The organism is uncultured Methylobacterium sp., from assembly GCF_964244095.1.
Lineage (GTDB): Bacteria > Pseudomonadota > Alphaproteobacteria > Rhizobiales > Beijerinckiaceae > Methylobacterium.
The window spans coordinates 1-20,570 of the sequence record NZ_CAXTHR010000076.1 but is presented as its reverse complement, the minus strand read 5'-3'; the positions used below and the strand labels follow the sequence as shown (position 1 = coordinate 20,570).

Below are 20,570 nucleotides of genomic sequence, written 5' to 3'. Positions count from 1 at the left end.
GATCGTCGTGAACACCGCCTCGTCGAGGTTCGACTCGACCTTGCCCCAGTAGCCGGGAAACTTCTTGAAGACTGTGCGGACGCCGGGCTGGTGCTCGGTAATGACAAAGGGGCCTGTGCCGTTCTCGTGCAGGGTGGCGTAGCTCGGCGCGGCGGCGGTCGGCGGCGTCGGCGCAACGGCGCCGTTCTTCTCGGCCCAGGACTTCGACATGATGTACCAGCCCGAGAACTGGTACACCGCGATCGGATTGGGCTTCTTGAGCTTCATGTCGACGGTATGTTCGTCGACCTTCACGAACTCGGCGTCGGAAGGCACGTTCGTCTGGAAGTTCGAGCCGGTCGCCCGCACCCGCTGCGCGGAGAAGATCACGTCGTCGGCGGTGAAGTCCGAGCCGTCGTGGAACTTGACGCCTTTGCGCAGGTGGAAGCGCCAGCGGGTCGGCTCGGGCGTCTCCCAGGATTCGGCGAGTTGCGGCGCGAGGTTGAGGTCCTTGTCGCGGGTGATGAGGCTTTCGTAGACGGCAGCGTGCATGCCGATCGTGAAGCTCTCCTTGAGGGAGTACGGATCGAGGGACTTGATGTCGCCCTGGAAGGCGAAGCGGAAGACGTTGGCGGCCGCGGCCGGCCCCGTGGCGAGCGCGAAGGCCAGGCTCAGGCCCGCCGCGAACGCCCGGATTCGTGAATTCGACACACGCAACTCCTGGAGGCGGACGGGATCGTCGGGATCATCGCCCCTGAATGCCTAAGAAAGCGGCACCCGGTCAACCGGCCGCCGCATCATTCGGGCCGATCCGTCGCCCCCGCGGCAAGCGGCCGGATCGCGCGCTGCCATGCGGGACTCGTGCCAGTGGCTCGGTCCGGGGACGCGATCGGGGTGGGACCGGCGCCGAGGCGGCACGGCTGTCCGCCGCCGAGACGCCCCCGACCGTCTCTCGCGCTGTCTCTTGCACTGTCTCTTGCACTGTCTCTTGCACTTGACGCGTCACCGCGGCCCGGCCCAACACCGTTGCCGCCAGCGGTGACGGAGCTTCGTGTGCATGGACGACGGCGTGTCGCTGATCGAGGCCGGGACGCCCGCCTTCCGCCGCACCGCGCTGGCGCTGGCGGCGGCCGGGTTCTCGACCTTCGCGGTGCTCTACGGCGTCCAGCCGCTGCTGCCGGTCTATGCCGCGGAGTTCGGCGTCTCGCCGGCCGAGAGCAGCCTCGCCCTGTCGCTGCCCTGCGGCGTGCTCGCCGTGGCGCTGCTCTTCGTCAGCCCGGTCTCCGAGGTGTGGGGGCGCAAGCCCGTGATGCTCGCCTCGCTGCTGGCGTCCGCCGTGCTGACGATCGTCGCGGCGGTGGTGCCGAGCTGGCACGGCTTCCTGGTGCTGCGCGCGCTCACGGGGCTCGCCGCGAGCGGCCTGCCGGCGGTGGCGATGGCCTATCTCGGCGAGGAGATGCACGGGCGCTCGATCGGCCTGTCGATGGGCCTGCTCGTCGGCGGCAACGCCATCGGCGGCATGTCGGGCCGGCTGATCGCCGGCATCGTCGCCGACCACGCCTCGTGGCGGATCGGCATCGGCACGATCGGCGTCCTGGCGCTGGTCGCGGCGATCGCGTTCTGGTGGGCGCTGCCGCCGTCGCGCAGCTTCACCGCGCACCGGATGGCCTGGCGCGAGGTGCCGGGCACCTTCGGCCGGCATTTTCGCGATGACGGCCTGCCGTGGCTGTTCGCGGAAGCCTTCCTGCTGATGGGCGGCTTCGTGTGCATCTACAACTACATCGGCTTTCGCCTGCTCGACCCGCCGTTCTCGCTGAGCCAGACGGCGATCGGCGCAATCTTCGTCGTCTACCTGTTCGGCACGGCGAGCTCGACGGTGACCGGCGAGGTCGCGAGCCGGCTCGGGCGGCGCAAGGTGCTGTGGCTCGCCATCGGCGTGGCGCTGGCCGGCATCCTGATGACCCTGGCGCAGAGCCTCTGGGTCGTGGTGCTCGGCATCGTCGTCACCACGGTCGGCTTCTTCGGCGCGCATTCGGTGGCGAGCAGTTGGATCGGCCGGCGGGCGCTACGCGACCGCGCGCAGGCGTCCTCGGTGTATCTCTGCCTGTACTATCTCGGCTCGTCGGCGCTCGGCACGATGGGCGGCTGGTTTTTCGCCCATGCCGGCTGGAGCGGCGTCGTCGCCTTCGTCGGCTGCCTCTACGGGCTGGCGCTGGCGATCGCGCTCCGGCTCTCGCGCCTGCCGCCGCTGGTGCCGGCCACCTGAAGGACGCTCCCATGACGCAACCGGCCCGCAGCCACGAAGCGCACGTCGCCGACCAGTTCGGGCCGCAGGCCGCGGCCTACGTCGCGAGCGCGGTCCACGCCGCCGGCGCCGACCTCGACCGCATGGCCGCGCGGATGCGCGAGGTCCGGCCGGCCCGCGCGCTCGACCTCGGCTGCGGCGGCGGCCACGTCGCCTTTGCCATCGCGCCCGAATCCGGCGCGGTGACGGCCTGCGACCTCTCCCCCGACATGCTCGCGGCGGTGGCGGCCGAGGCGGCGCGGCGCGGAGTGTCCAACATCGCGACGCGCGCGGGCGCGGCCGAGGCGCTGCCGTTCCCGGACGCGAGCTTCGACGCCGTGCTGACCCGGTTCAGCGCCCACCATTGGCGCGACGTCCGGGCGGGGCTGGCCGAGGCGCGCCGCGTCCTGAAGCCCGGCGCGCCGGCCCTGTTCGCCGACATCGTCGCGCCGGACGACCCGCTCCTCGACACCCATCTCCAGGCGGTGGAACTGCTGCGCGACCCCTCGCATGTCCGCGACTACGCGGTGCCCGAGTGGCGCGCGATGCTCGACGCCGCGGGCTTTTCCCTCGACGCGGTCACGCCCGGGCGCCTGCGCATGGACTTTGCAAGCTGGATCGCCCGGATGCGCAGCCCCGTGCCGCACGTCGCCGCGATCCGCTCGCTCCAGGCAGCGGCGCCGGACGCGGTGCAGCGCCATTTCGGCATCGAGGCGGATGGGAGTTTCTGGCTCGATGCGGTGCTGATCGAGGCGCGCGCCGTGGCGGCGGCGTAGGGGGCGCCCGAAGATCACCCCCAGAGCGCCGGTTCCGGCGGGTGGATCGTGCTGCCCTCGAACAGGAGCCCCGGCGCGCGGTCGCGGGCGAGCAGCAGCGGCCCGTCGAGGTCGACGTAGTCGGCAAACGATGCGAGCAGCATCGCCGGCGCCATGGCGAGCGAGGTGCCGACCATGCAGCCGACCATCAGCGCGAGGCCACGGGCGCGGGCCGCGTGGGCGAGCATCACCGCCTCGGTCAGCCCCCCGGTCTTGTCGAGCTTGATGTTGATGGCGTCGTAGCGGCCCGCGAGCTGCGCCAGGCCGGCGCGGTCGTGCAGGCTCTCGTCGGCGCAGATCGGGATCGGGCGCGCGATCTGGCCGAGCAGCGCGTCCTCGCCCGCCGGCAGCGGCTGCTCGATCAGGCCGACGCCCGCCGCGAGGCAGGCGTCGAGGTTGGCTTCAATCGTCTCCGCCCGCCACGCCTCGTTCGCGTCGACGATCAGCCGCGAGTCCGGGGCGCCCCGGCGCACGGCGGCGATGCGCGCGGGGTCGCCCTCGCCGCCGAGCTTCACCTTGAGCAGCGGGCGGGCTGCGGCCTTGCGCGCGGCCTCCTCCATGCTCTCGGGGGTGCCGAGGCTTAGCGTGTAGGCGGTGGTGGCGGGAGTCGGCTGCGACAGGCCCGCGATCTTCCAGGCCGGGCGGCCGAGCGCCTTGGCCTCGAAATCGAGCAGCGCGCAGTCGAGCGCGTTGCGCGCGGCGCCCGCCTTCATCCGCTCCATCAGCTCGACCCGGGTGAGCCCGGCAGCGATCGCGTCGGCTTGAGCCTCGATCGCTGCCGCCACGCCCTCGATGCTCTCCCCGTAGCGCGGATACGGCACGCACTCGCCCCAGCCGGCGGCGCCCACCGCGTCGTCGGCGATCCGGGCGGTGACGACCACGGCCTCCGTGCGGCTGCCGCGGCTGATCGTGAAGGCGCCGGCGATCGGGAACCGCTCGACGGCGACGGTCAGCCGCCTCACGGTGCGGTGTCCGGAAACTCGGCGATCAGGCGGTCGACGAGGGTTTCGACGCCGAAGCGCACCGGGTCGGTGGCGGGCAGGCCGTACGCGGCGCCGAGTTTGTCGAGGAGCGCGCGGGCCGGTTCCTCATCGAGCGCCTGGGTGTTGACCGCGATGCCGGTGGGGCGGATGCCGGGGTTCGTGAGGCGGCCGAGCTGCACCGTGAGGTCGATCACCTCACGGATCGACGGCAGCGGGTGCCCGACCCCGCGCATCGTCGTGCGGGTCGGCTCGTGGCAGACCACGAAGGCGTCGGGTTGCGCCCCGTGCAGCAGCCCGAGGCTGACGCCGGCGAACGACGGGTGGTAGAGCGAGCCCTGCCCCTCGATCAGGTCCCAGTGCTTCGGGTCGGCGGCCGGCGCGATCCACTCCACCGCGCCGGAGATGAAGTCGGCCACCACCGCGTCGATCGCCACGCCCCGGCCGGAGATGAACACCCCGGTCTGGCCGGTGGCGCGGAAGTCCGCGTCCATCCCGCGATCCCGCATGCCCTTCTCCAGGGCCAGCACGGTGTACTTCTTGCCGACCGAGCAGTCGGTCCCGACGGCGAGCAGCCGCCGGCCCGGGCGCTTCGTGCCCTTGCCGGTGGCGAAGGTCTCCGCGGTGTGGCGCACGTCGTGGAGCGCCCGGCCTCGCCGCGCCGCGGCTTGCGCGATCGCCGGCACCGCACCGAGCCGCGCGTGCAGGCCGCTGGCAACGTCGAAGCCGGCCTCCAACGCGGCGACGATCTCGGCGACCCAGTGCTCGGGCAGCACGCCGCCGGCGTTGGCGACGCCGATCACCAGCGTCCGGCAGCCCTTGGCGAGCGCCTCTTCGAGGGTGAGGTCGGGGATGCCGAGGTCGGCGGCACAGCCCGGCAGCCGCATCTGGCCGATGCACCACTCGGGGCGCCAATCGACGATGCCGTAGGCGGTCTTGGCCGCCAGCCGGTCCGGCACGTCGCCGAGGAACATCAGGTAGGGCGTCTCGATCTGCATCGTCCGGCAAGTCCTCACGCGCAGTTCGTCGCGGATGCCGTCCCTATCGCGGGATCGCGGCCGCGGGGCAATGCACGATCACGGCCAGACCGGCATTGCGCGCGCGGAGACCTCCATCGACCTCGACCCCGGCGACCGGCCCGCGCCGACGTCCGGACGATCGACCCGCAGGGATCGGGACCGCCCTCATTCCACCGTGCGGCGCATCCAGGCGCCCCGGCCGCTTGAGGGGCGGCTCAAAATAATTTGACGGCAGCGGCCGGATTCCCCGTGTATCGGATGCCGTCAGGGCAAGTCCGACGCAGCGGGCCGGCATCGACGTCGACGGGGCGGCCGGTCCGGCCGCGCGAGGAGAAGGCCGAGCATGGTACCGGGCGAGAACGAGAACGGCCTGCACCGCGTCGTCGTGGTCGGCGGGGGGGCTGCCGGCCTGCAACTGGCGACGAAGCTCGGCGACAGGCTCGGGCGGGACAAGAACATCCACGTCACCCTGGTCGACCGGGCCCGCACCCATATCTGGAAGCCGCTGCTGCACGAGGTCGCCGCCGGCAGCCTCGACGTCGGCCACCACGCGGTCGATTACCTGCACCACGCCCACGCGCATCACTTCCGCTATCGGATCGGGCAGATGACCGGCCTCGACCGGGCGGCGCGCACGATCCGGCTCGCCGCGAGCCACGACGCGGAGGGGCGCGAGGTCACGCCGGTGCGCGCGATCCCCTACGACACCCTGGTGATGGCGGTGGGCTCAACCACCAACGACTTCGGCACGCCCGGCGTGAAGGAGCACGCGATCGCGCTCGACACCCAGGAGCAGGCGGTGCGCTTCCACCAGCGCCTCGTCAACGCGATGCTGCGCGCCCACACCCAGGACGGCCCGGTGCGGCCGGGGCAGCTCCACGTCACGGTGATCGGCGCGGGCGCGACCGGCACCGAACTCGCGGCCGAATTGCACCGCACCGTCCGCCACGTGGTCTCCACCGGCATGGACCGGATCGATCCGGCCAAGGACCTCAAGATCACCCTCGTCGAGGCGGCCGAGCGCATCCTGCCGGCGGTGCCGGAGCGGCTCTCGGCCGAGGTGATGCTGCTGCTCTCCAAGATCGGCGTCGAGGTGCGGGTGCGGGCGCGCGTCACGGAGGTGCGGGCCGACGGCGTGGCGCTCGCCGACGGGGCCTTCATCCCCTCGGAGCTCGTGGTGTGGGCGGCCGGCGTGAAGGCGCCGCCGTTCCTGCACGAGATCGGCGGCCTGGAGACCACCCGCACCAACCAGCTCGTCGTGACGCCCACCCTGCAGACCACCCGCGACCCCGGCATCTTCGCCATCGGCGACTGCGCCTACCTCGTCGAGGCCGGGTCCGACACGCCGGTGCCGCCGCGCGCCCAGGCCGCCCACCAACAGGCGAGCCACCTGATCCGGCAGATCCCCGCCCGGATCGCCGGCCGGCCGCTGAAACCGTTCAGGTACCGCGACTTCGGCTCGCTCGTCTCGCTGGGGGAGTATTCCACCGTCGGCAGCCTGATGGGCTTCATCCGCGGGAAGAACCTGTTCATCGCCGGGCTGTTCGCCCGGATGATGTACCGCTCGCTCTACAAGATGCACGAGCAGGCGCTGCACGGCACCGTGAAGACCACCCTCGACGCCGCCGCCCGGGCGCTGACCCGCCGCACGGAATCGCGGGTGAAGCTGCACTGAGGACGCCCCGCGGGCGCGCCGCCGTTGCCAGGCCCGGCATTCGGTGGTTGCATGACGCCGTGGCGCGCGGGACGCGCCGGCAGGGAGCCTCGAGACGCCATGGTCCTCGTCAGCGTGATGTATCCGGCCGGCCCCCGGTTCGACATGGATTACTACCTCGGCCACCACATGCCGCTGGTGCGCGCGCGCTGGTCGCCGATGGGGCTGCACGAGGCCAAGGTCGTGCGCGGCCTGCGGACGCCGGACGGCGGCCCGGCCCCGTTCCAGGTGATGGCGCTGCTGACCTTCGCATCGGCGGACGCCTTCGCCGCGGCCGCCAGCGCGCACGGGCCGGAAATCTTCGCCGACATCCCGACGTTCACGGACGCCCAGGCCGCGGTGCAGATCAACGATCTGCCCGAGGCGGCAGCGTGATCGACGTCGTCCAGGCTGTCCGGGCCGCCGACCCGAGCCTCGGGACCTGCGTCATCGTCCTGCGCCCCGATTCCCGCGCGCTCGTGGCGGCGGACCGGCTCAGCCCGGCAGCGGAAGGCTGGGTCGCCGAGCACGCGCCCGACGCGCGGCTCCTGCGCAGGACGATCCTGCTCGCCCCCCATCCCGGCGCCATGCCGGCGGAGCGCGCGGTGACGGTGATGGCGTTCGGCAACGCCCGCGCGCTCGCCGCCTTTGCCACCGCCTGGACGGCCGATCCCGCGGAGGACGCGCTGCCGCCGGCCTGACGGCCCGGCGGCGGGTCAGGCCGCCCGGAGGCTGCGGATGGCGCCCAGAACCTCGGCGCGCTGGATCTCCAGGAGGCGGATCAGCGGCGAGAGCTCGGTCCCGCCATGGGCCGCGGTCTCGATCTCGCGGCAGAGGCGCGACAGCTTGATGAAGCCGAGCATCCCGGCGGCCGAGATCAGGGCGTGCGCGTCGTGGGCGATCTGGACCCGGTCGGTCTCGCCGGGGCGGAAACGCTCGCGCAGTTCGCCCGCCATCAGGTCGAGCAGCGCGCCGACGCGGCCGCTGCCGAACCCGTTCTCCAGGGCATCGAGGACGGCGCGATCGAGGATCGCCGGCTGGATCTCCGGCTCGGCGGCCGGGACGGACCGCGGCCGCTCGCGCTTCGTCCCGGTCCAGCGGGCGATCGTCGCGTAGAGGTCGGCCCGGCGGAAGGGCTTGCCGACATGGTCGTCCATCCCGGCCGCGTGCAGGTCCTCGACCTGGTTCGGCAGGACGTTGGCGGTCATCGCCACGATCGGGACGTCGCCGGCCGGCGGCGGCATCGCACGGATGCGGCGGGTCGCGGTCAGCCCGTCCATGCCGGGCATCTGCACGTCCATGAGGACGAGGTCGTAGCCGAGGCCGGCCTCGAATGCGGCCTCGACGGCGGCGAGCGCCTCGGCGCCGTCGCCCGCCACGTCCACGGCGTAGCCCTGCGCCTGAAGCACCACGCAGGCGAGTTCCCGGTTGAGCGGGACGTCCTCGACGAGGAGCAGGCGCAACGGGCGGCCGGCGTCCGGCGCGGACACGGTGGGCGACGCGGCGGGCGCCTCCGGGGCGGGTCTCTCCCCGGTCGGCAGCGTGAGGGTGAACCAGAAGGTCGAGCCGGCGCCCTCGCGGCTCACGACGCCGATCTCGCCGTCCATCATCGAGAGCAGGCGGCGGCAGATCACGAGGCCGAGGCCGGTGCCGCCGAAACGCCGGCTGATCGAGCCGTCGACCTGGCTGAACCGCTTGAACAGGCGGTCCTGCTGCGCGGGGCTGATGCCGATGCCGGTGTCGGTCACCTCGAAGCGCAGGGCCTCCCCCCCGGGCCGTGCGCCCTCGCGGCGGACGGACAGCGTCACCGAGCCTTCGGGCGTGAACTTCACCGCGTTGTTCAGGAGGTTCAGGAGCACCTGGCGCAGGCGGCTCGCGTCGCCGAAGACGAAGTCGGGCAGCCCGGCCTCGATCCGGGTCTCGATCCGCAGGCCGCTCTTCAGGGCGCCGCCGCGGACGATCGACACGGTGTCGTCGATCACCGCGACCAGCGGGAACGAGACCGGATCGAGGGTGAGCTGGCGGGCCTCGATCTTCGAGAAGTCGAGGATGTCGTTGACGACGGTCAGCAGCGCGGTGCCCGAGCCCTGGATCAGTTCGAGCCGGCGCCGGTCCTCGGGACGCAGGTGCGGCTCGTCGAGCAGCAGGTCGGCGTAGCCGAGGATGCCGTTCAGCGGCGTGCGGATCTCGTGGCTCATCGCGGCGAGGAACTCGCTCTTGGCCTCGCTCGCGCGCTCGGCCTCGGCGCGCGCCGCCTGCGCCTCGACGGTGAGCGCGCGCAGGCTCGCCTCGGTGGCCTTGCGCTCGGTGATGTCGAGGTGAAGGCCGACCATCCGGACGGGGCGATCGTCCGGCCCGAACAGGGTGCGACCGCGGGCGTAGACCCAGCGCGGCCCGACCCGGAACTCGGCGGCGAAGGTGGAGCGGGTGTCGATCGCGCGGCGGATCTCGTTCCAGACGTCGCCGGAATCCTCGGGATCGACCAGGGCGGTCCACTCGGCCGTGGTGATGCCGCGCGCCGTGCCGGATTCCGGAAGCCCGTGGATGCGCAGGCTCTCGGGGGACAGCAGGGTCACGCCCGCGCGCATGTCCCAGTCCCAGGTGCCGGCATCGGCGGCCTCCAGGGCGATCCGCAGCAGCCCACGGGCCTCCTCCTCGGCCCGCTGCGCGGTAACGATCTCGTCGATGTCCAGCGCCGTGCCGAGCCACTCGATGACGCCGCCCTCGCCGCCGACGCGGACCGGCGTCATCGAGATCTTGTGCCAGCGGTAGGCGCCGTCGTGGCGGCGGATGCGGCATTGCCCGGCATAGGCTTGGTGCGAAGCCCGCGCCTCCCGCCACGCCAGCTCCATCGCCGGCGCGTCGTCGGGATGGTTGTGGGCGACCCGCGCGGCGCGGCTTTCGCCGATCGGCCCATAATAGTCGTGGAACCGGGCGTTGACGTAGGTGATCTCGCCGTCCTGGGGCCGCATCGCCCAGACCAGGAGCGGCAGGGTGTCGGCGAGCCCGCGGTAGCGGCTCTCGCTGCGGCGAACCTCGTCCTCGGCGCGCCGCCGGGCCGTGATGTCGATCAGCACGCCGAACAGGCTCGTGACCACGCCGGACGCGTCGGTCTCGCAGGTCCCGCGGACCACCACGTCGCGCGTCGCGCCGTCGGGGCGCAGGACGCGGGCCTCGAACGCGAAGCTTTGGCCGTCCGCGACCGCGCCGCCGACGACGGCGATCAGCCGCTCCCGGTCGTCCGGATGATAGAGCTCGGCGAATGTCGACAGGTGCGGCGGCAGGGAGCTGGGGTCGCGGCCGGCGATCTCGTAGAGCCCCGCCGACCAGACCGGCTGGCCGTCCGGCAGGTCCACACGCCAGTTGCCGACGCTCGCCATCTGCTCGGCCATGACGAGGAGGTGGTTCGCGCTCGACTGCGCCAGCGCGCGTCCCTCGATCTCGCGCGCCTGCTGCGCGATCAGCGCCTCGTGCGCGATCCGCCCCGCGACCTCGCGGCCGCGGGCCGCGTTCGCCTCGGCCAGGCGCAGGTGCGCGACGACGACCTCGGCGAGGTCGGCGAGCGCCGCGGCTTCCTCGGGCGAGAGGTCGCGGGGCTCCGGGTCGGCGAGGCAGAGCGTGCCGACCCGGATGCCGGGCGCGAGGCTCAGCGGCACGCCGGCGTAGAACCGGATTCGAGACACGTCTCCCGTCACCAGGGGACTCCGAGCGAAGCGCGGGTCGCGCCTTGCGTCCGGGACGACGAGGATCGCATCGCCCTGGATCGTGTGCTGGCAGAAGCTCAGCGCGCGCGGCATCTCGCCCGGCACCGCGGCGCAGGGCGTCTTCAGCCATTGCCGGTCGGCATCGATCAGGCCGATGAAGGCGGTCTCGACGCCGAACAGGCGCCGTGCCGTCCGGCACACCGCATCGAAATGCGCCTCGGGCAGCGTGTCGAGGAGGGCGAGGGCGTGCAGGGCGGCGACGCGCTCCGCCTCGCCGTCGGTGATCGTGCTCAACGTTCGCTCTCCCGCCGGCTTCCCAGAGGCTAAGCCCAACCCCATCGCCGCCCGCGACCCGCCGCGGGCCTGCGGCCGGTCGTATCCGGAACGGCCCCGTCGGTCACGATCGGGCGACGCCGTCGCCCGGCCGCGCCGATCGCCAGCGCAGCCGCGCCGCCTCCAGCGCCCAGACCATGCCGAGCATCATATAGACGTGGCGCCATTTCTCGATATCGATCTGGAGCGCCTGGAGGAAGAACATCAGGAGCGCCGGCCAGACGACCTGGGCGTGGCCGCGGAACGGCGAGGCGCGCGCGAGCAGCCGGAACCCGACGAAGCCCGTCGCCAGGACGAGGCCGAGGAAGACCGCGCCGCCGAGCCAGCCGCCGTTGGCGAAGCTGCCGATGTAGGAGTTGTGCGGCTCCAGCCCGAAGGTCAGGCGCCAGTGCATCGGCCCCATCCCGAACGGCCGCTCGACCAGCATCGCCATCCCGCGGAGCTGGTTGCCGAAGCGGCCGGTCTCGCCCTCGTCGTAGTCCTGGCTCACCGCGGCGCGGGTCTCGAACATCTTCTGCACGTGGTCGACCGAAAGCAGCGCGGCCACGGCGACGGCGCCGAGCGCCAGGGTCGCGAGGCTCAGGCCCACGATGCGCCGCCGCAGGCGGCCCGGGCCGCTGGTGGCGTAGACCGAGCCGATCATCACCACCGTCGCAACGAACGTGCCGGCCCAGGAGCCGCGCGAGAACGACAGGAAGATGCCGGCCAGGATCACGAGGAGGGCGGCCAGCGACAGCACCGGCCTCCGTGCCGTCGCGGTGAGCAGCCCGTGCATCAGGTAGAGCGCGCCCAGCGTCAGGAACGAGCCGAACACGTTCGGGTCCTGGAAGGTGCCCGACGCCCGGTCGTACTTGTAGAACAGGTCCTCGATCCCGAGCCATTGCAGGTAGCCGACGATGCCGAGCGCCGCCGAGAACACGCAGCTCGCGGTGTAGGCCTTCAACGCCAGCTCCATCCGGGCCTCGGTGTCGTCGGAAAAGTACATCGCGAAGAACACGCACGTCAGCGCGAGGTAGGCGAGCTGGATCGTCCAGGTGAGCGGGAACGCCTCGTCGAGGTAGGGGAACAGGGCCGCGACGATGGCGCCGAGATAGAGCGTCAGTAGCACGACGAGGGGCACCGCGCCGCTATGCAGCCGGATGCCGAGGCAGGCCCAGACCAGGATCGTCGGGATCGCGATCACGTCGTAGGGCGAGGTGTCGGAGAAGGCGAAGCAGGCAAAGAACACGAAGGCCGCGAGCATGGCGCTGGCGAGCCCGTAGACCACCCGGATCACCGGAATGCCCGGTTGCGGCAGGATAGGGCCCGGAACGGCGATGGCGGCCATGGACGCGGACTCCGCGGGCCTGGAACGCGGGCCCGCACGACGTCGGCCAGCCATGGACGGGAATGGTTGAGATTCGGCTGACGGAACGGCGAGGCGCTCGAGCGGCACCGACCAAGCGCCTATCGTGAGGAACCCGTCGCGGGGTCGAGGATACGCCCCGATGGCTGACACGGCAGCACTGCATCCAACGGATCAGGAAAATCTGGTCGGCCGCATCCGCCGGGAGCGCGAGGAGAGCGAAGGATTCGTGGCCGGGCGGAAGACGCTGATGGCCGAGTCGATGAAACTCGAGCATGAGGCGCGGAAGCTCGAGCGCGACCGGATGCTCGCACCCTGGCAGATCGCACTGTCCGGCATGGCGGCCGGCGCCGCGTTCTTCGGCGACGGCGCCGCCTTCATCAAGCTCCTGGGATCGTGACGCCGCCTTCGGTCACGATCCGGCGCCGATAGCCCTCAGGCCGCGCAGTCCAAGAACCCGGCGCGGATCGCCTCGGCGTCGAGCTTGCGCCCGATGAACACCACCCGCGAGGAGCGGTCCTCGCCGGACTTCCACGCGGCCTGGAGGTCGCCGTCGAGGATCATATGCACGCCCTGGAAGACGAAGCGGCGCGGCTCGTCGGGGAACGCGACGATGCCCTTGCAGCGCAGGATGTCCGGCCCCTGGACCGTGGTCAGGTTCGAGATCCACGGCATGAACTTGTCCGGGTCGACCGGTCCGTCGATGCGCGCGGAGAAGGACCGCATCTCGTCGTCGTGATGGTGGTGATGGCCCTCCTCGAGGAAGTCGGGCTCCAGGTCGAGGATGCGGCCGAGGTCGAACGCGTTGCGCCCGAGCACCGCCTCGATCGGCACGTCGCAGTTTTGCGTGCGGTGGAGCTTGGCGTAGGGGTTGATCGCCCGGATCTCGCCCTCGACGCGGGCGAGATCGGCCTCCGAGACGAGGTCGGCCTTGTTGAGCAGGATCACGTCGGCGAAGGCGATCTGGCTCTTGGCCTCAGGGGCGTCCTTGAGCCGGTCGGAGAGCCACTTGGCGTCGGCGACCGTCACCACGGCGTCGAGGCGGGCAGCCTCGCCCACATCCTGATCGACGAAGAAGGTCTGGGCGACGGGGGCGGGGTCGGCGAGCCCCGTGGTCTCGACGATGATCGCGTCGAACTTGCCCCGGCGCTTGACCAGCCCGTCCATGATCCGGATCAGGTCGCCGCGCACGGTGCAGCAGACGCAGCCGTTGTTCATCTCGAACACCTCCTCGTCGGCGCCGACCACGAGGTCGTTGTCGATGCCGATCTCGCCGAACTCGTTGACGATCACCGCGTAACGCTTGCCGTGGTTCTCGGTGAGGATGCGGTTCAGGAGCGTGGTCTTGCCGGCGCCGAGGTAGCCGGTCAGCACGGTGACCGGGATCTTGCCGGCGGGGATCTTGCCGGCGGGGCTCTGCGAGGCGGGGATTGACGATCCGGACATGGGGGCTCTTCGGTGAGGGCACGGGAGGACGGTCCGCAGGTCCGCGAGCCGCCGATGAAACATCATATCGTATCCTGGCCCGGCGGATGGAAGCACCGAGGCAGCCCGACGCGCTCGGCTCCGCGCGATGCCGCCGGCCTTCGCGAGAGCTTTGCAAGCCCGTCAGCTTTGCAAGCCCGTCAGCTTTGCAAGCCCGTCCGTCGTGACATGGTCGCGGAAGGCCGTCCGGGTCCCGCTTGACCCGCTACTCCGAACGTGATCGCCGTAGCGGCCCCGGTCACCGCGCGTCCCCCGGACTCGACCATTGTGCCGGCCGGGAGGGCGGGCTATCGGCCAGCCAGCGAACGACCCGCCCGCATCGGGCCCGCCCCTGCGCCGGCCTGCCTTACAAAAGCACCATCGATCGGTTCGATGCGGACCGCGGCACGGACCGTCCGCCCTGCGCCGCCCGGCGGCCACGACCCGAAGACGGCATCGCGATGGACGCCCGCAACCCGCTCGAGCACGATACCGAAACCCGGGCGGCGCCATCCCGCCACGGGCGTCGCCGGGGTCTCCTGCCGGTCGCGGCGGTGCTGGCGATCACGCTCGTCGCGATGGTCGCGGTGTTCCCGCAGCCGGTCCGCGGCCTCGTCGAGACGGTCGCGGCCTACGCCGAGGGCGTGCTCCGCGGCAAACCGGAGGCGGTCGCCGACCCGGACGCGTCCGCCGGCTCCGCCGAGCGGGTGTTCCGCCCGACCAAGGCGCAGCGCGCCGCCTTCGAGATCCTTCCCGTGGCGACGATGACGTTCCGGCCCGAGGGCTCGGCCGAGGGGCGCATCGCGCTCAACGACGACGACAACGTGCCCGTGGCCTCGCCCTATTCCGGCCGCGTCACCAAGGTGCTGGCGCGGGCCGGCGACGACGTGAAGGCCGGCGACGTGCTCCTCGTCATCGAGGCCACCGACATGGTGCAGGCGCAGAACGAGTATCAGGCCGCGCTCAACACCATCCAGAAGCAGCAGGCGCTGCTCAGGCTCGACCAGACCATCGCCGCCCGCCAGCAGGAGCTGTTCGCGGCCAAGGCCGTGGCGCTGAAGGACTACCAGTCGGCCCAGAACGACGTGATCGCGGCGCAGAGCGACCTGAAGACCGCGCAAGCCACCCTCGACGCGGTGAGGAACCGGTTGCGGCTGCTCGGCAAGAGCGAGGCCGAGATCGCCGGCTTCGAGCGCAACGGCGCCATGAGCGCCGAGACCCGCATCCAGGCGCCGATCGCCGGCACCATCGTCCAGCGCAAGGTCGGCATCGGCCAGTATCTGACCGCGTCGAGCGATCCGGCCTTCGTGATCGGCGACCTCTCGACCGTGTGGCTGATCGCCAACGTGCGCGAGAGCGAGATCCCGAAGATCCGCATCGGCCAGGAGGTCGAGGCGAGGGTCGCGGGCTTCGGCGCCCGGGTGTTCAAGGCGCGGGTCAACTACATGGCGGCGAGCCTCGACCCGGCCACGCGCCGGCTCGCCGTGCGCAGCGAGGTCGACAACCCCGAGCGCGTCCTGCGCCCGGAGATGTTTGCCACCTTCACGATCGTCACCGGCAAGACGCAGCCCTCGCCCGCCCTGCCGCTGGCGGCGATCGTCTACGAGGGCGCCAGCGCCCACGTCTGGGTCGCCCGGCCCGACGGCGTGATCGAGGCGCGGGAGGTCATCCTCGGCCTCGTCAACGGCGACAACGCGCAGGTGGTCCAGGGGTTGGCGGCTGGCGAGGAGGTCGTCACCCGCGGCGCACTGTTCATCGACCGCGCCGCGTCGGGCGACAAGGCGTCGTGACCGGCCGGGACGACGGGGGGGCGGGGCGATGGACAGCCTGATCGTCTTCTCGCTCCGCCAGCGCGTGCTGGTCTGCCTGATGTTCCTGCTGATGCTGGCGGCGGGCTGCGCCGCCTACACGCAGCTCAACATCGAGGCCTATCCCGATCCGGTCCCGCCGCTCGTCGACGTCATCACCCAGAACCCCGGCCAGTCGGCCGACGAGATCGAGCGTTACATCACGATCCCGCTGGAGGTGGCGCTCGCCGGCATCCCCAACGCGCAGGTGGTGCGCACGATCTCGCTGTTCGGCCTGTCCGACGTGAAGGTGCAGTTCAGCTACGCGTTCACCTACGAGGAGGCGCTCCAGCGGGTGCTGAACCGGCTCTCGCAGGCGCCGGCGCTGCCCAACGGCGCCACGCCCCAGATCTCGCCGACGAGCCCGGTGGGCGAGATCATGCGCTACAAGCTCGTGGGACCGGAAGGCTACTCGCCGGCCGACATGAAGACCCTTCAGGACTGGGTGCTGCAGCGCCGGTTCAAGGCGATCCCCGGCGTCGTCGACGTGACGGCCTTCGGCGGCAAGACCAAGGAATACGAGATCGCCGTCGACCTTAACCGCCTCCAGGCCCAGGGCATGACCCTGGTGCAGCTCGTCACCACGTTGAACAACGCCTCGATCAACGTCGGCGGCCAGACGCTCAACGTCGGCGAGCAGTCGGCGGTGGTGCGCGGCGTCGGCCTGATCCGCGACATCGACGACATCCGCGACACGATGCTGACGCAGGTCGCCGGCACGCCGGTGCTGGTGCGCGACGTCGCCGAGGTCCGCGTCTCGAACGCGCCGCGGCTGGGCATCGTCGGTCACGACGGCGCGCGCGACATCGTCGAGGGCATCGTGCTGATGAGCCGGGGCGGCCAGAGCCTGCCGACCCTGAAGCGGGTCGAGGCCGAGATCGACAAGATCAACGCCTCGACGATCCTGCCGCCGGAGGTGAGGATCGAGCGGATCTACGACCGTTCGGGCCTGATCCACACCACGACCCACACGGTGATGCACAACCTCGTCTTCGGCGTGGTGCTGGTGTTCGTGGTGCAGTGGCTGTTCCTGGGATCTTTACGCAGCGCGATCATCGTCGCGGCGACGATCCCCTTCGCGCTGGGCTTTGCCATCCTGATCCTGGTGGTGCGGGGTGATTCCGCAAACCTTCTGTCGCTCGGCGCGATCGATTTCGGGCTGATCGTCGATGCCACCGTCATCATGGTCGAGAACGTGTTCCGGCACCTCTCCGAGCCGCATCATTCGGAAGGCCAGCCGGCGCCGGGCGGCCTGACCGGGCGGCTCGGCACCATCGCCTTCGCGGGATCGGAGGTGAACCGGGCGATCGTCTTCTCGGCCACCATCATCATCGTCGGCTTCCTGCCGCTGTTCACGATGAGCGGCGTCGAGGGCCACATCTTCGGGCCGATGGCCAAGACCTACGCCTACGCACTGGTCGGCGGCCTGCTCGCGACCCTGACCGTCTCGCCCGCGCTCTCGGCGCTGATCCTGCCGCGTCACGTCGAGGAGCGCGACACCTTGATCGTGAAGCTGCTGCGCTTCGGCCACGAGATCATCCTGAGGTTCGGCCTGCGCAACCGGGTGCTCTCGGTCGGCGTGACGCTCGCGATCCTGATGGTGGCGGGCATCGCCGCGAGGAACCTCGGCCTGGAGTTCCTGCCCAGGCTCGAAGAGGGCAACCTCTACGTCCGCGGAACGATGCCCGCCTCGATCTCGCTCGAGGCCGGCAACGCCTACGTCGAGCGCCTGCGCCGGATCTTCACCGAGGTGCCCGAGGTCGTCACCGTGATCTCGCACCAGGGCCGGCCGAGCGACGGCACGGACGCCACCGGCTTCTTCAACGTCGAGATCCTGGCGCCCCTGAAACCCATCGACCAGTGGCGCAAGGGCCTCGACAAGGAGGGGCTCGTCGCCGGCCTGTCGCAGCGCCTCGATTCCGAGTTCCCCGGCATCGCGTTCAATTTCTCGCAGTACATCGAGGACAACGTCCAGGAGGCGGCCTCGGGCGTGAAGGGCGAGAACGCGGTCAAGGTCTACGGCACGGATCTCGCCGCGATCACCAAGGCGGCCAACGACGTGAAGGCGGTGCTCGCCACCGTGCCCGGCGTCACCGACCTTTCCGTCTTCGCCTCGCTCGGCCAGCCCACGGTGCGGATCGACGTCGACCGGCGCAAGGCCGCCCGCTACGGCCTCTCGATCGGCGACGTGAACACGACGATCCAGGCGGCGATCGGCGGCCAGATCGCCGGCGACCTCTACGAGTACGGCTCCGACCGGCACTTCCCGATGCGGGTGCGGCTCGCCCGCGAATACCGCTCGTCGCTCGCCACCATCCGCAACATCACCATCGGCGCGGCCAACCCCAACGGCGGGGTGGTGCAGGTGCCGCTCTCCGAGATCGCCGACATCGACCTCGTGTCGGGCGCCTCGTTCATCTACCGCGAGGACCAGGAGCGTTACATCCCGGTGAAGTTCTCAGTGCGCGGGCGCGACCTCGGCGGCACGGTGATCGAGGCGCGGCGCCGGGTCGAGCAGGCGGTGCGCCTGCCGTCCGGCTACCACCTCGAATGGGTCGGGCAGTTCACCAACCTGCAGGACGCGGTCGCCCGCCTCAGCCTGGTGGTGCCGATCACCCTGGCCCTGATCGCGCTGCTGCTGTTCGTCAACTTCAACTCGGTCGCCGACATGCTGCTCGGCCTGTCGGTGATCCCGATGGCGATGATCGGCGGCATCTTCGCCCTGACGCTGACGGGCACCGCCTTCTCGATCTCGGCGGCGATCGGCTTCATCGCGCTTTTCGGCATCTCGACGATGGAGGGCGTGATCCTGCTCGCCTACTACAACCAGTTGATGGAGGCGGGCTGGGCGCGCAAGGACGCGGTCTGGCACGCCGCGATCGTGCGGATGCGGCCCGTCATGATGACCTGCGTCGCCGCCTGCGTCGGCCTGCTGCCTGCGGCAATCTCCACCGGCATCGGCTCGCAGGTGCAGAAGCCGCTGGCGCTCGTGGTGGTCGGCGGCATCCTGCTCGCGCCGAACCTGATCCTCGTGGTGGTGCCGGTGCTGATCTCGCTGTTCTCGCGGCGCCGGCCGAACCCGGATGCGCGGCCGGCCGCGCACCGGGCGGCAGCGTGATGGGGCGCGTCCTCGACGCGATGCTCGTCCCCCTTTCCTCCCCCCTCCCCCGCAGAGGGGGGAGGGCGAGCGCGCCGGTCTTGGACGGACGCGCCTGCTTGGACGGACGCCTCTGCCGCCGCCCGCGACCCCTGGCACCGGCGACACGCCTTCCCGCCGCTTCGGCCGCCTCCGCCGAGCCCGGATTGACTCGTGCGGCCCTCGCATTCCTTTACGCCGGGCCGCCGTCGCGCGCGCGCGTCGTATCGGGGGCGTCATGATCGATACGACCCTGATCGGCCGGTCCGCGCGGGCGGCCGTCCTGCTGGCGGCCGCGAGCCTGTCGGGATGCGCGGTCGGCCCGGACTTCATCGCGCCCGAGGCACCCCCGGTCGCGCGTTACACGAAGGAACCGCTCAAGGACCCGAGCGCCGCGGACAGGATCGCCACCCCCCAGGGCGGCCCGGCCGACCAGAGCTTCGTGTCCGGTGCCGACATCCCGGGCCAGTGGTGGACGCTGTTCCGCTCGAAGGCCCTGAACCGCCTCGTCGCCGAGGCGCTCGCCAACAACCCGAACCTGGAGGCGGCGCAGGCCGCCCTGCGCATCGCGCAGCAGAACGTGCTCGCGCAGAAGGGCACGCTCTACCCCGCGGTCACCGCCAACCCCCAGGCGCTGGCTGCGAAGGCGCCGGGCCTCGACCTGCAATCGCCGCTGCAGAACCAGAACCAGTTCCTCTACAGCCTGTACACGCCGCAGGTCGTGGTCGCGTTCAACCCGGACGTGTTCGGGGGCAACCGCCGCACGATCGAGGGGCTGGAGGCGAGTGCCGAGAACCAGCGGTTCCAACTGGAGGCCGCCTATCTCAGCCTCACCGCCAACGTCGTCGCCGGCGCGATCCAGGAGGCGGCGCTGCGCGCGCAGATCGACGCGACGAAGAAGGTCGTCCAGGCGCAGACCGAGGTGCTGACCCTGTACAACAGGCAGCTCGCGCTGGGTCAGATCGCGGGCGCCGACGTGGTGCAGCAGCAGGCCGCGTTGTCGCTGTCGCAGCAGCTCCTGCCGCCGCTGGAGAAGGCGCTCGCGCAGCAGCGCAACCTGCTCACCGCGCTGGCCGGCCGCCTGCCGAGCGAGGAGGTGGCCGAGACCTTCGCGCTCACGGCTCTGCGCCTGCCGACGCGGCTCCCGGTGAGCCTGCCCTCGCGGCTCGTGCAGCAGCGCCCGGACGTGAAGGCGGCCGAGGCCCTGGTCCGGCAGGCGAGCGCGAACGTGGGCGTTGCCGTGGCCAACCGCCTGCCGCAGTTCAACATCACCGCCGTCGGCGGCGCCAGCGCGGTGCGGCTCGCCCAGCTCGCCGACCCCGGCGCCGGGTTCTTCAGCATCCTCGGCCAGGCGACGCAGCCGCTCTTCGACGCGGGCACCCTCTACCGGCGCCAGCGCGCCTCCGAGGAGGCGCTGACCCAGGCGCAGGCGCAGTACCGCGCGGTGGTGATCGCCGCCTTCCAGAACGTCGCCGACGCGCTCCGCGCGCTCCAGTCCGACGCCGCCGCGGTCGCCGCCGCGTCCGCCGCCGAGAAGGCGACGGGGGAGAGCCTCGGCCTGATCCGCAAGCAGTACGCGGCCGGCGCGATCAACGGCACGCAGGTTCTGATCGCCCAGCAGGGCTACCTCTCGGCGCTGGTCACCGCCGTCGGCGCGCGGGCGACGCAGTACGCCGACACCGCGGCCCTGTTCCAGGCGCTCGGCGGCGGCTGGTGGAACCGCGCCGACGTGGCCCCGCCTCCGCCCGACACGGACCCGCTGACGTTCCTCTGAGCCTCCGCTGGCGGCCGAACGCCGGCATCGTCTCTCATCGTCAACGACGGCCCCCTCGGCGCGGATTGGCTCGACCCTTCCTCGAAGGGGGATTGGGTGGGCCACCGGGAATGCCATCTCGGCGGCGTCCTGCCGGTCTACAAAGCAGGCATTCGTGGCCTCGTCCACGAATGCCTGCTTCGATCTCTTTGGTGCCG

The 20,570-nt window shown here is 71.5% G+C and carries 15 protein-coding genes; 9 read left to right on the top strand and 6 right to left on the bottom strand.

Going from position 1 to position 20,570, the window contains the following annotated elements; genetic code table 11:
* A partial coding sequence (locus ACFE86_RS13235; RefSeq protein ID WP_375455797.1) for an ABC transporter substrate-binding protein occupies nt 1-690 on the bottom strand: 690 nt, incomplete at its 3' end.
* Nucleotides 691-1,036: 346 nt separating this feature from the next.
* On the opposite strand from ACFE86_RS13235, the gene ACFE86_RS13230 reads away from it, so the two are divergent.
* Both ACFE86_RS13230 and ACFE86_RS13225 read left to right on the top strand, forming a co-directional pair.
* A complete protein-coding gene (locus ACFE86_RS13230) occupies nt 1,037-2,245 on the top strand; it encodes an MFS transporter (RefSeq protein WP_375455796.1) in 1,209 nt (402 codons plus the stop codon).
* A gap of 11 nt (nt 2,246-2,256) precedes the next feature.
* Nucleotides 2,257-3,039, top strand: coding sequence for a class I SAM-dependent methyltransferase (locus tag ACFE86_RS13225; RefSeq protein ID WP_375455795.1), 783 nt, complete (start codon nt 2,257-2,259; stop codon nt 3,037-3,039).
* Nucleotides 3,040-3,053: 14 nt separating this feature from the next.
* Here ACFE86_RS13225 and dgcA read toward each other — a convergent pair whose 3' ends face one another.
* Both dgcA and dgcN read right to left on the bottom strand, forming a co-directional pair.
* Nucleotides 3,054-4,040 (bottom strand): N-acetyl-D-Glu racemase DgcA, encoded by a 987-nt coding sequence (gene dgcA / locus ACFE86_RS13220; RefSeq protein WP_375455794.1) that lies wholly within the window; start codon nt 4,038-4,040, stop codon nt 3,054-3,056.
* Complete coding sequence (dgcN, locus tag ACFE86_RS13215; RefSeq protein ID WP_375455793.1) at nt 4,037-5,056, bottom strand: N-acetyltransferase DgcN; 1,020 nt, start codon at nt 5,054-5,056, stop codon at nt 4,037-4,039. The genes dgcA and dgcN overlap by 4 nt, the downstream gene beginning before the upstream one ends.
* 364 nt (nt 5,057-5,420) lie before the next feature.
* On the opposite strand from dgcN, the gene ACFE86_RS13210 reads away from it, so the two are divergent.
* The 3 genes from ACFE86_RS13210 (at nt 5,421) to ACFE86_RS13200 (ending at nt 7,471) form a co-directional block, all read left to right on the top strand.
* Nucleotides 5,421-6,752 (top strand): NAD(P)/FAD-dependent oxidoreductase, encoded by a 1,332-nt coding sequence (locus ACFE86_RS13210; protein ID WP_375455792.1) that lies wholly within the window; start codon nt 5,421-5,423, stop codon nt 6,750-6,752.
* A gap of 99 nt (nt 6,753-6,851) precedes the next feature.
* Nucleotides 6,852-7,166: an EthD family reductase gene (locus ACFE86_RS13205; RefSeq protein WP_375455791.1), complete on the top strand. Its 315-nt coding sequence runs from the start codon at nt 6,852-6,854 to the stop codon at nt 7,164-7,166.
* Nucleotides 7,163-7,471 (top strand): hypothetical protein, encoded by a 309-nt coding sequence (locus ACFE86_RS13200; protein ID WP_375455790.1) that lies wholly within the window; start codon nt 7,163-7,165, stop codon nt 7,469-7,471. The genes ACFE86_RS13205 and ACFE86_RS13200 overlap by 4 nt, the downstream gene beginning before the upstream one ends.
* 15 nt (nt 7,472-7,486) lie before the next feature.
* Here ACFE86_RS13200 and ACFE86_RS13195 read toward each other — a convergent pair whose 3' ends face one another.
* Together ACFE86_RS13195 and ACFE86_RS13190 are read right to left on the bottom strand one after the other, a co-directional pair.
* Entirely contained in the window at nt 7,487-10,768 is a 3,282-nt protein-coding gene (locus ACFE86_RS13195) for a PAS domain-containing protein (RefSeq protein WP_375455789.1), read from the bottom strand.
* A gap of 103 nt (nt 10,769-10,871) precedes the next feature.
* On the bottom strand, nt 10,872-12,134 hold the full coding sequence (locus ACFE86_RS13190) for an O-antigen ligase family protein (protein ID WP_375455788.1): 1,263 nt from the start codon (nt 12,132-12,134) through the stop codon (nt 10,872-10,874).
* Nucleotides 12,135-12,294: 160 nt separating this feature from the next.
* On the opposite strand from ACFE86_RS13190, the gene ACFE86_RS13185 reads away from it, so the two are divergent.
* Entirely contained in the window at nt 12,295-12,552 is a 258-nt protein-coding gene (locus tag ACFE86_RS13185; protein ID WP_375455787.1) for a hypothetical protein, read from the top strand.
* Between the two features lie 35 nt (nt 12,553-12,587).
* Here ACFE86_RS13185 and ACFE86_RS13180 read toward each other — a convergent pair whose 3' ends face one another.
* Nucleotides 12,588-13,598: a CobW family GTP-binding protein gene (locus ACFE86_RS13180; protein ID WP_375455786.1), complete on the bottom strand. Its 1,011-nt coding sequence runs from the start codon at nt 13,596-13,598 to the stop codon at nt 12,588-12,590.
* A gap of 479 nt (nt 13,599-14,077) precedes the next feature.
* Here ACFE86_RS13180 and ACFE86_RS13175 point away from each other — a divergent pair, with 479 nt between their 5' ends.
* The 3 genes from ACFE86_RS13175 (at nt 14,078) to ACFE86_RS13165 (ending at nt 20,373) form a co-directional block, all read left to right on the top strand.
* Nucleotides 14,078-15,406 carry an efflux RND transporter periplasmic adaptor subunit gene (locus ACFE86_RS13175; protein WP_375455785.1) on the top strand — a complete coding sequence of 443 codons (1,329 nt, stop codon included), beginning with the start codon at nt 14,078-14,080 and terminating at the stop codon, nt 15,404-15,406.
* A gap of 28 nt (nt 15,407-15,434) precedes the next feature.
* Nucleotides 15,435-18,581, top strand: coding sequence for an efflux RND transporter permease subunit (locus tag ACFE86_RS13170; protein WP_375455784.1), 3,147 nt, complete (start codon nt 15,435-15,437; stop codon nt 18,579-18,581).
* A 256-nt stretch (nt 18,582-18,837) separates the two neighbouring features.
* Entirely contained in the window at nt 18,838-20,373 is a 1,536-nt protein-coding gene (locus ACFE86_RS13165; protein ID WP_375455783.1) for an efflux transporter outer membrane subunit, read from the top strand.
* The last annotated feature ends 197 nt before the right edge of the window (nt 20,374-20,570 follow it).

Bases quoted from the DNA above. Each gene is read 5' to 3' on its own strand.
- dgcN (WP_375455793.1), bottom strand. From the start codon at position 5,056: ATGCAGATCGAGACGCCCTACCTGATGTTCCTCGGCGACGTGCCGGAC.
- ACFE86_RS13205 (WP_375455791.1), top strand. From the start codon at position 6,852: ATGGTCCTCGTCAGCGTGATGTATCCGGCCGGCCCCCGGTTCGACATG.
- ACFE86_RS13185 (WP_375455787.1), top strand. From the start codon at position 12,295: ATGGCTGACACGGCAGCACTGCATCCAACGGATCAGGAAAATCTGGTC.
- ACFE86_RS13175 (WP_375455785.1), top strand. From the start codon at position 14,078: ATGGACGCCCGCAACCCGCTCGAGCACGATACCGAAACCCGGGCGGCG.
- ACFE86_RS13190 (WP_375455788.1), bottom strand. From the start codon at position 12,134: ATGGCCGCCATCGCCGTTCCGGGCCCTATCCTGCCGCAACCGGGCATT.
- ACFE86_RS13230 (WP_375455796.1), top strand. From the start codon at position 1,037: ATGGACGACGGCGTGTCGCTGATCGAGGCCGGGACGCCCGCCTTCCGC.
- ACFE86_RS13170 (WP_375455784.1), top strand. From the start codon at position 15,435: ATGGACAGCCTGATCGTCTTCTCGCTCCGCCAGCGCGTGCTGGTCTGC.
- ACFE86_RS13165 (WP_375455783.1), top strand. From the start codon at position 18,838: ATGATCGATACGACCCTGATCGGCCGGTCCGCGCGGGCGGCCGTCCTG.
- ACFE86_RS13225 (WP_375455795.1), top strand. From the start codon at position 2,257: ATGACGCAACCGGCCCGCAGCCACGAAGCGCACGTCGCCGACCAGTTC.
- ACFE86_RS13210 (WP_375455792.1), top strand. From the start codon at position 5,421: ATGGTACCGGGCGAGAACGAGAACGGCCTGCACCGCGTCGTCGTGGTC.
- ACFE86_RS13180 (WP_375455786.1), bottom strand. From the start codon at position 13,598: ATGTCCGGATCGTCAATCCCCGCCTCGCAGAGCCCCGCCGGCAAGATC.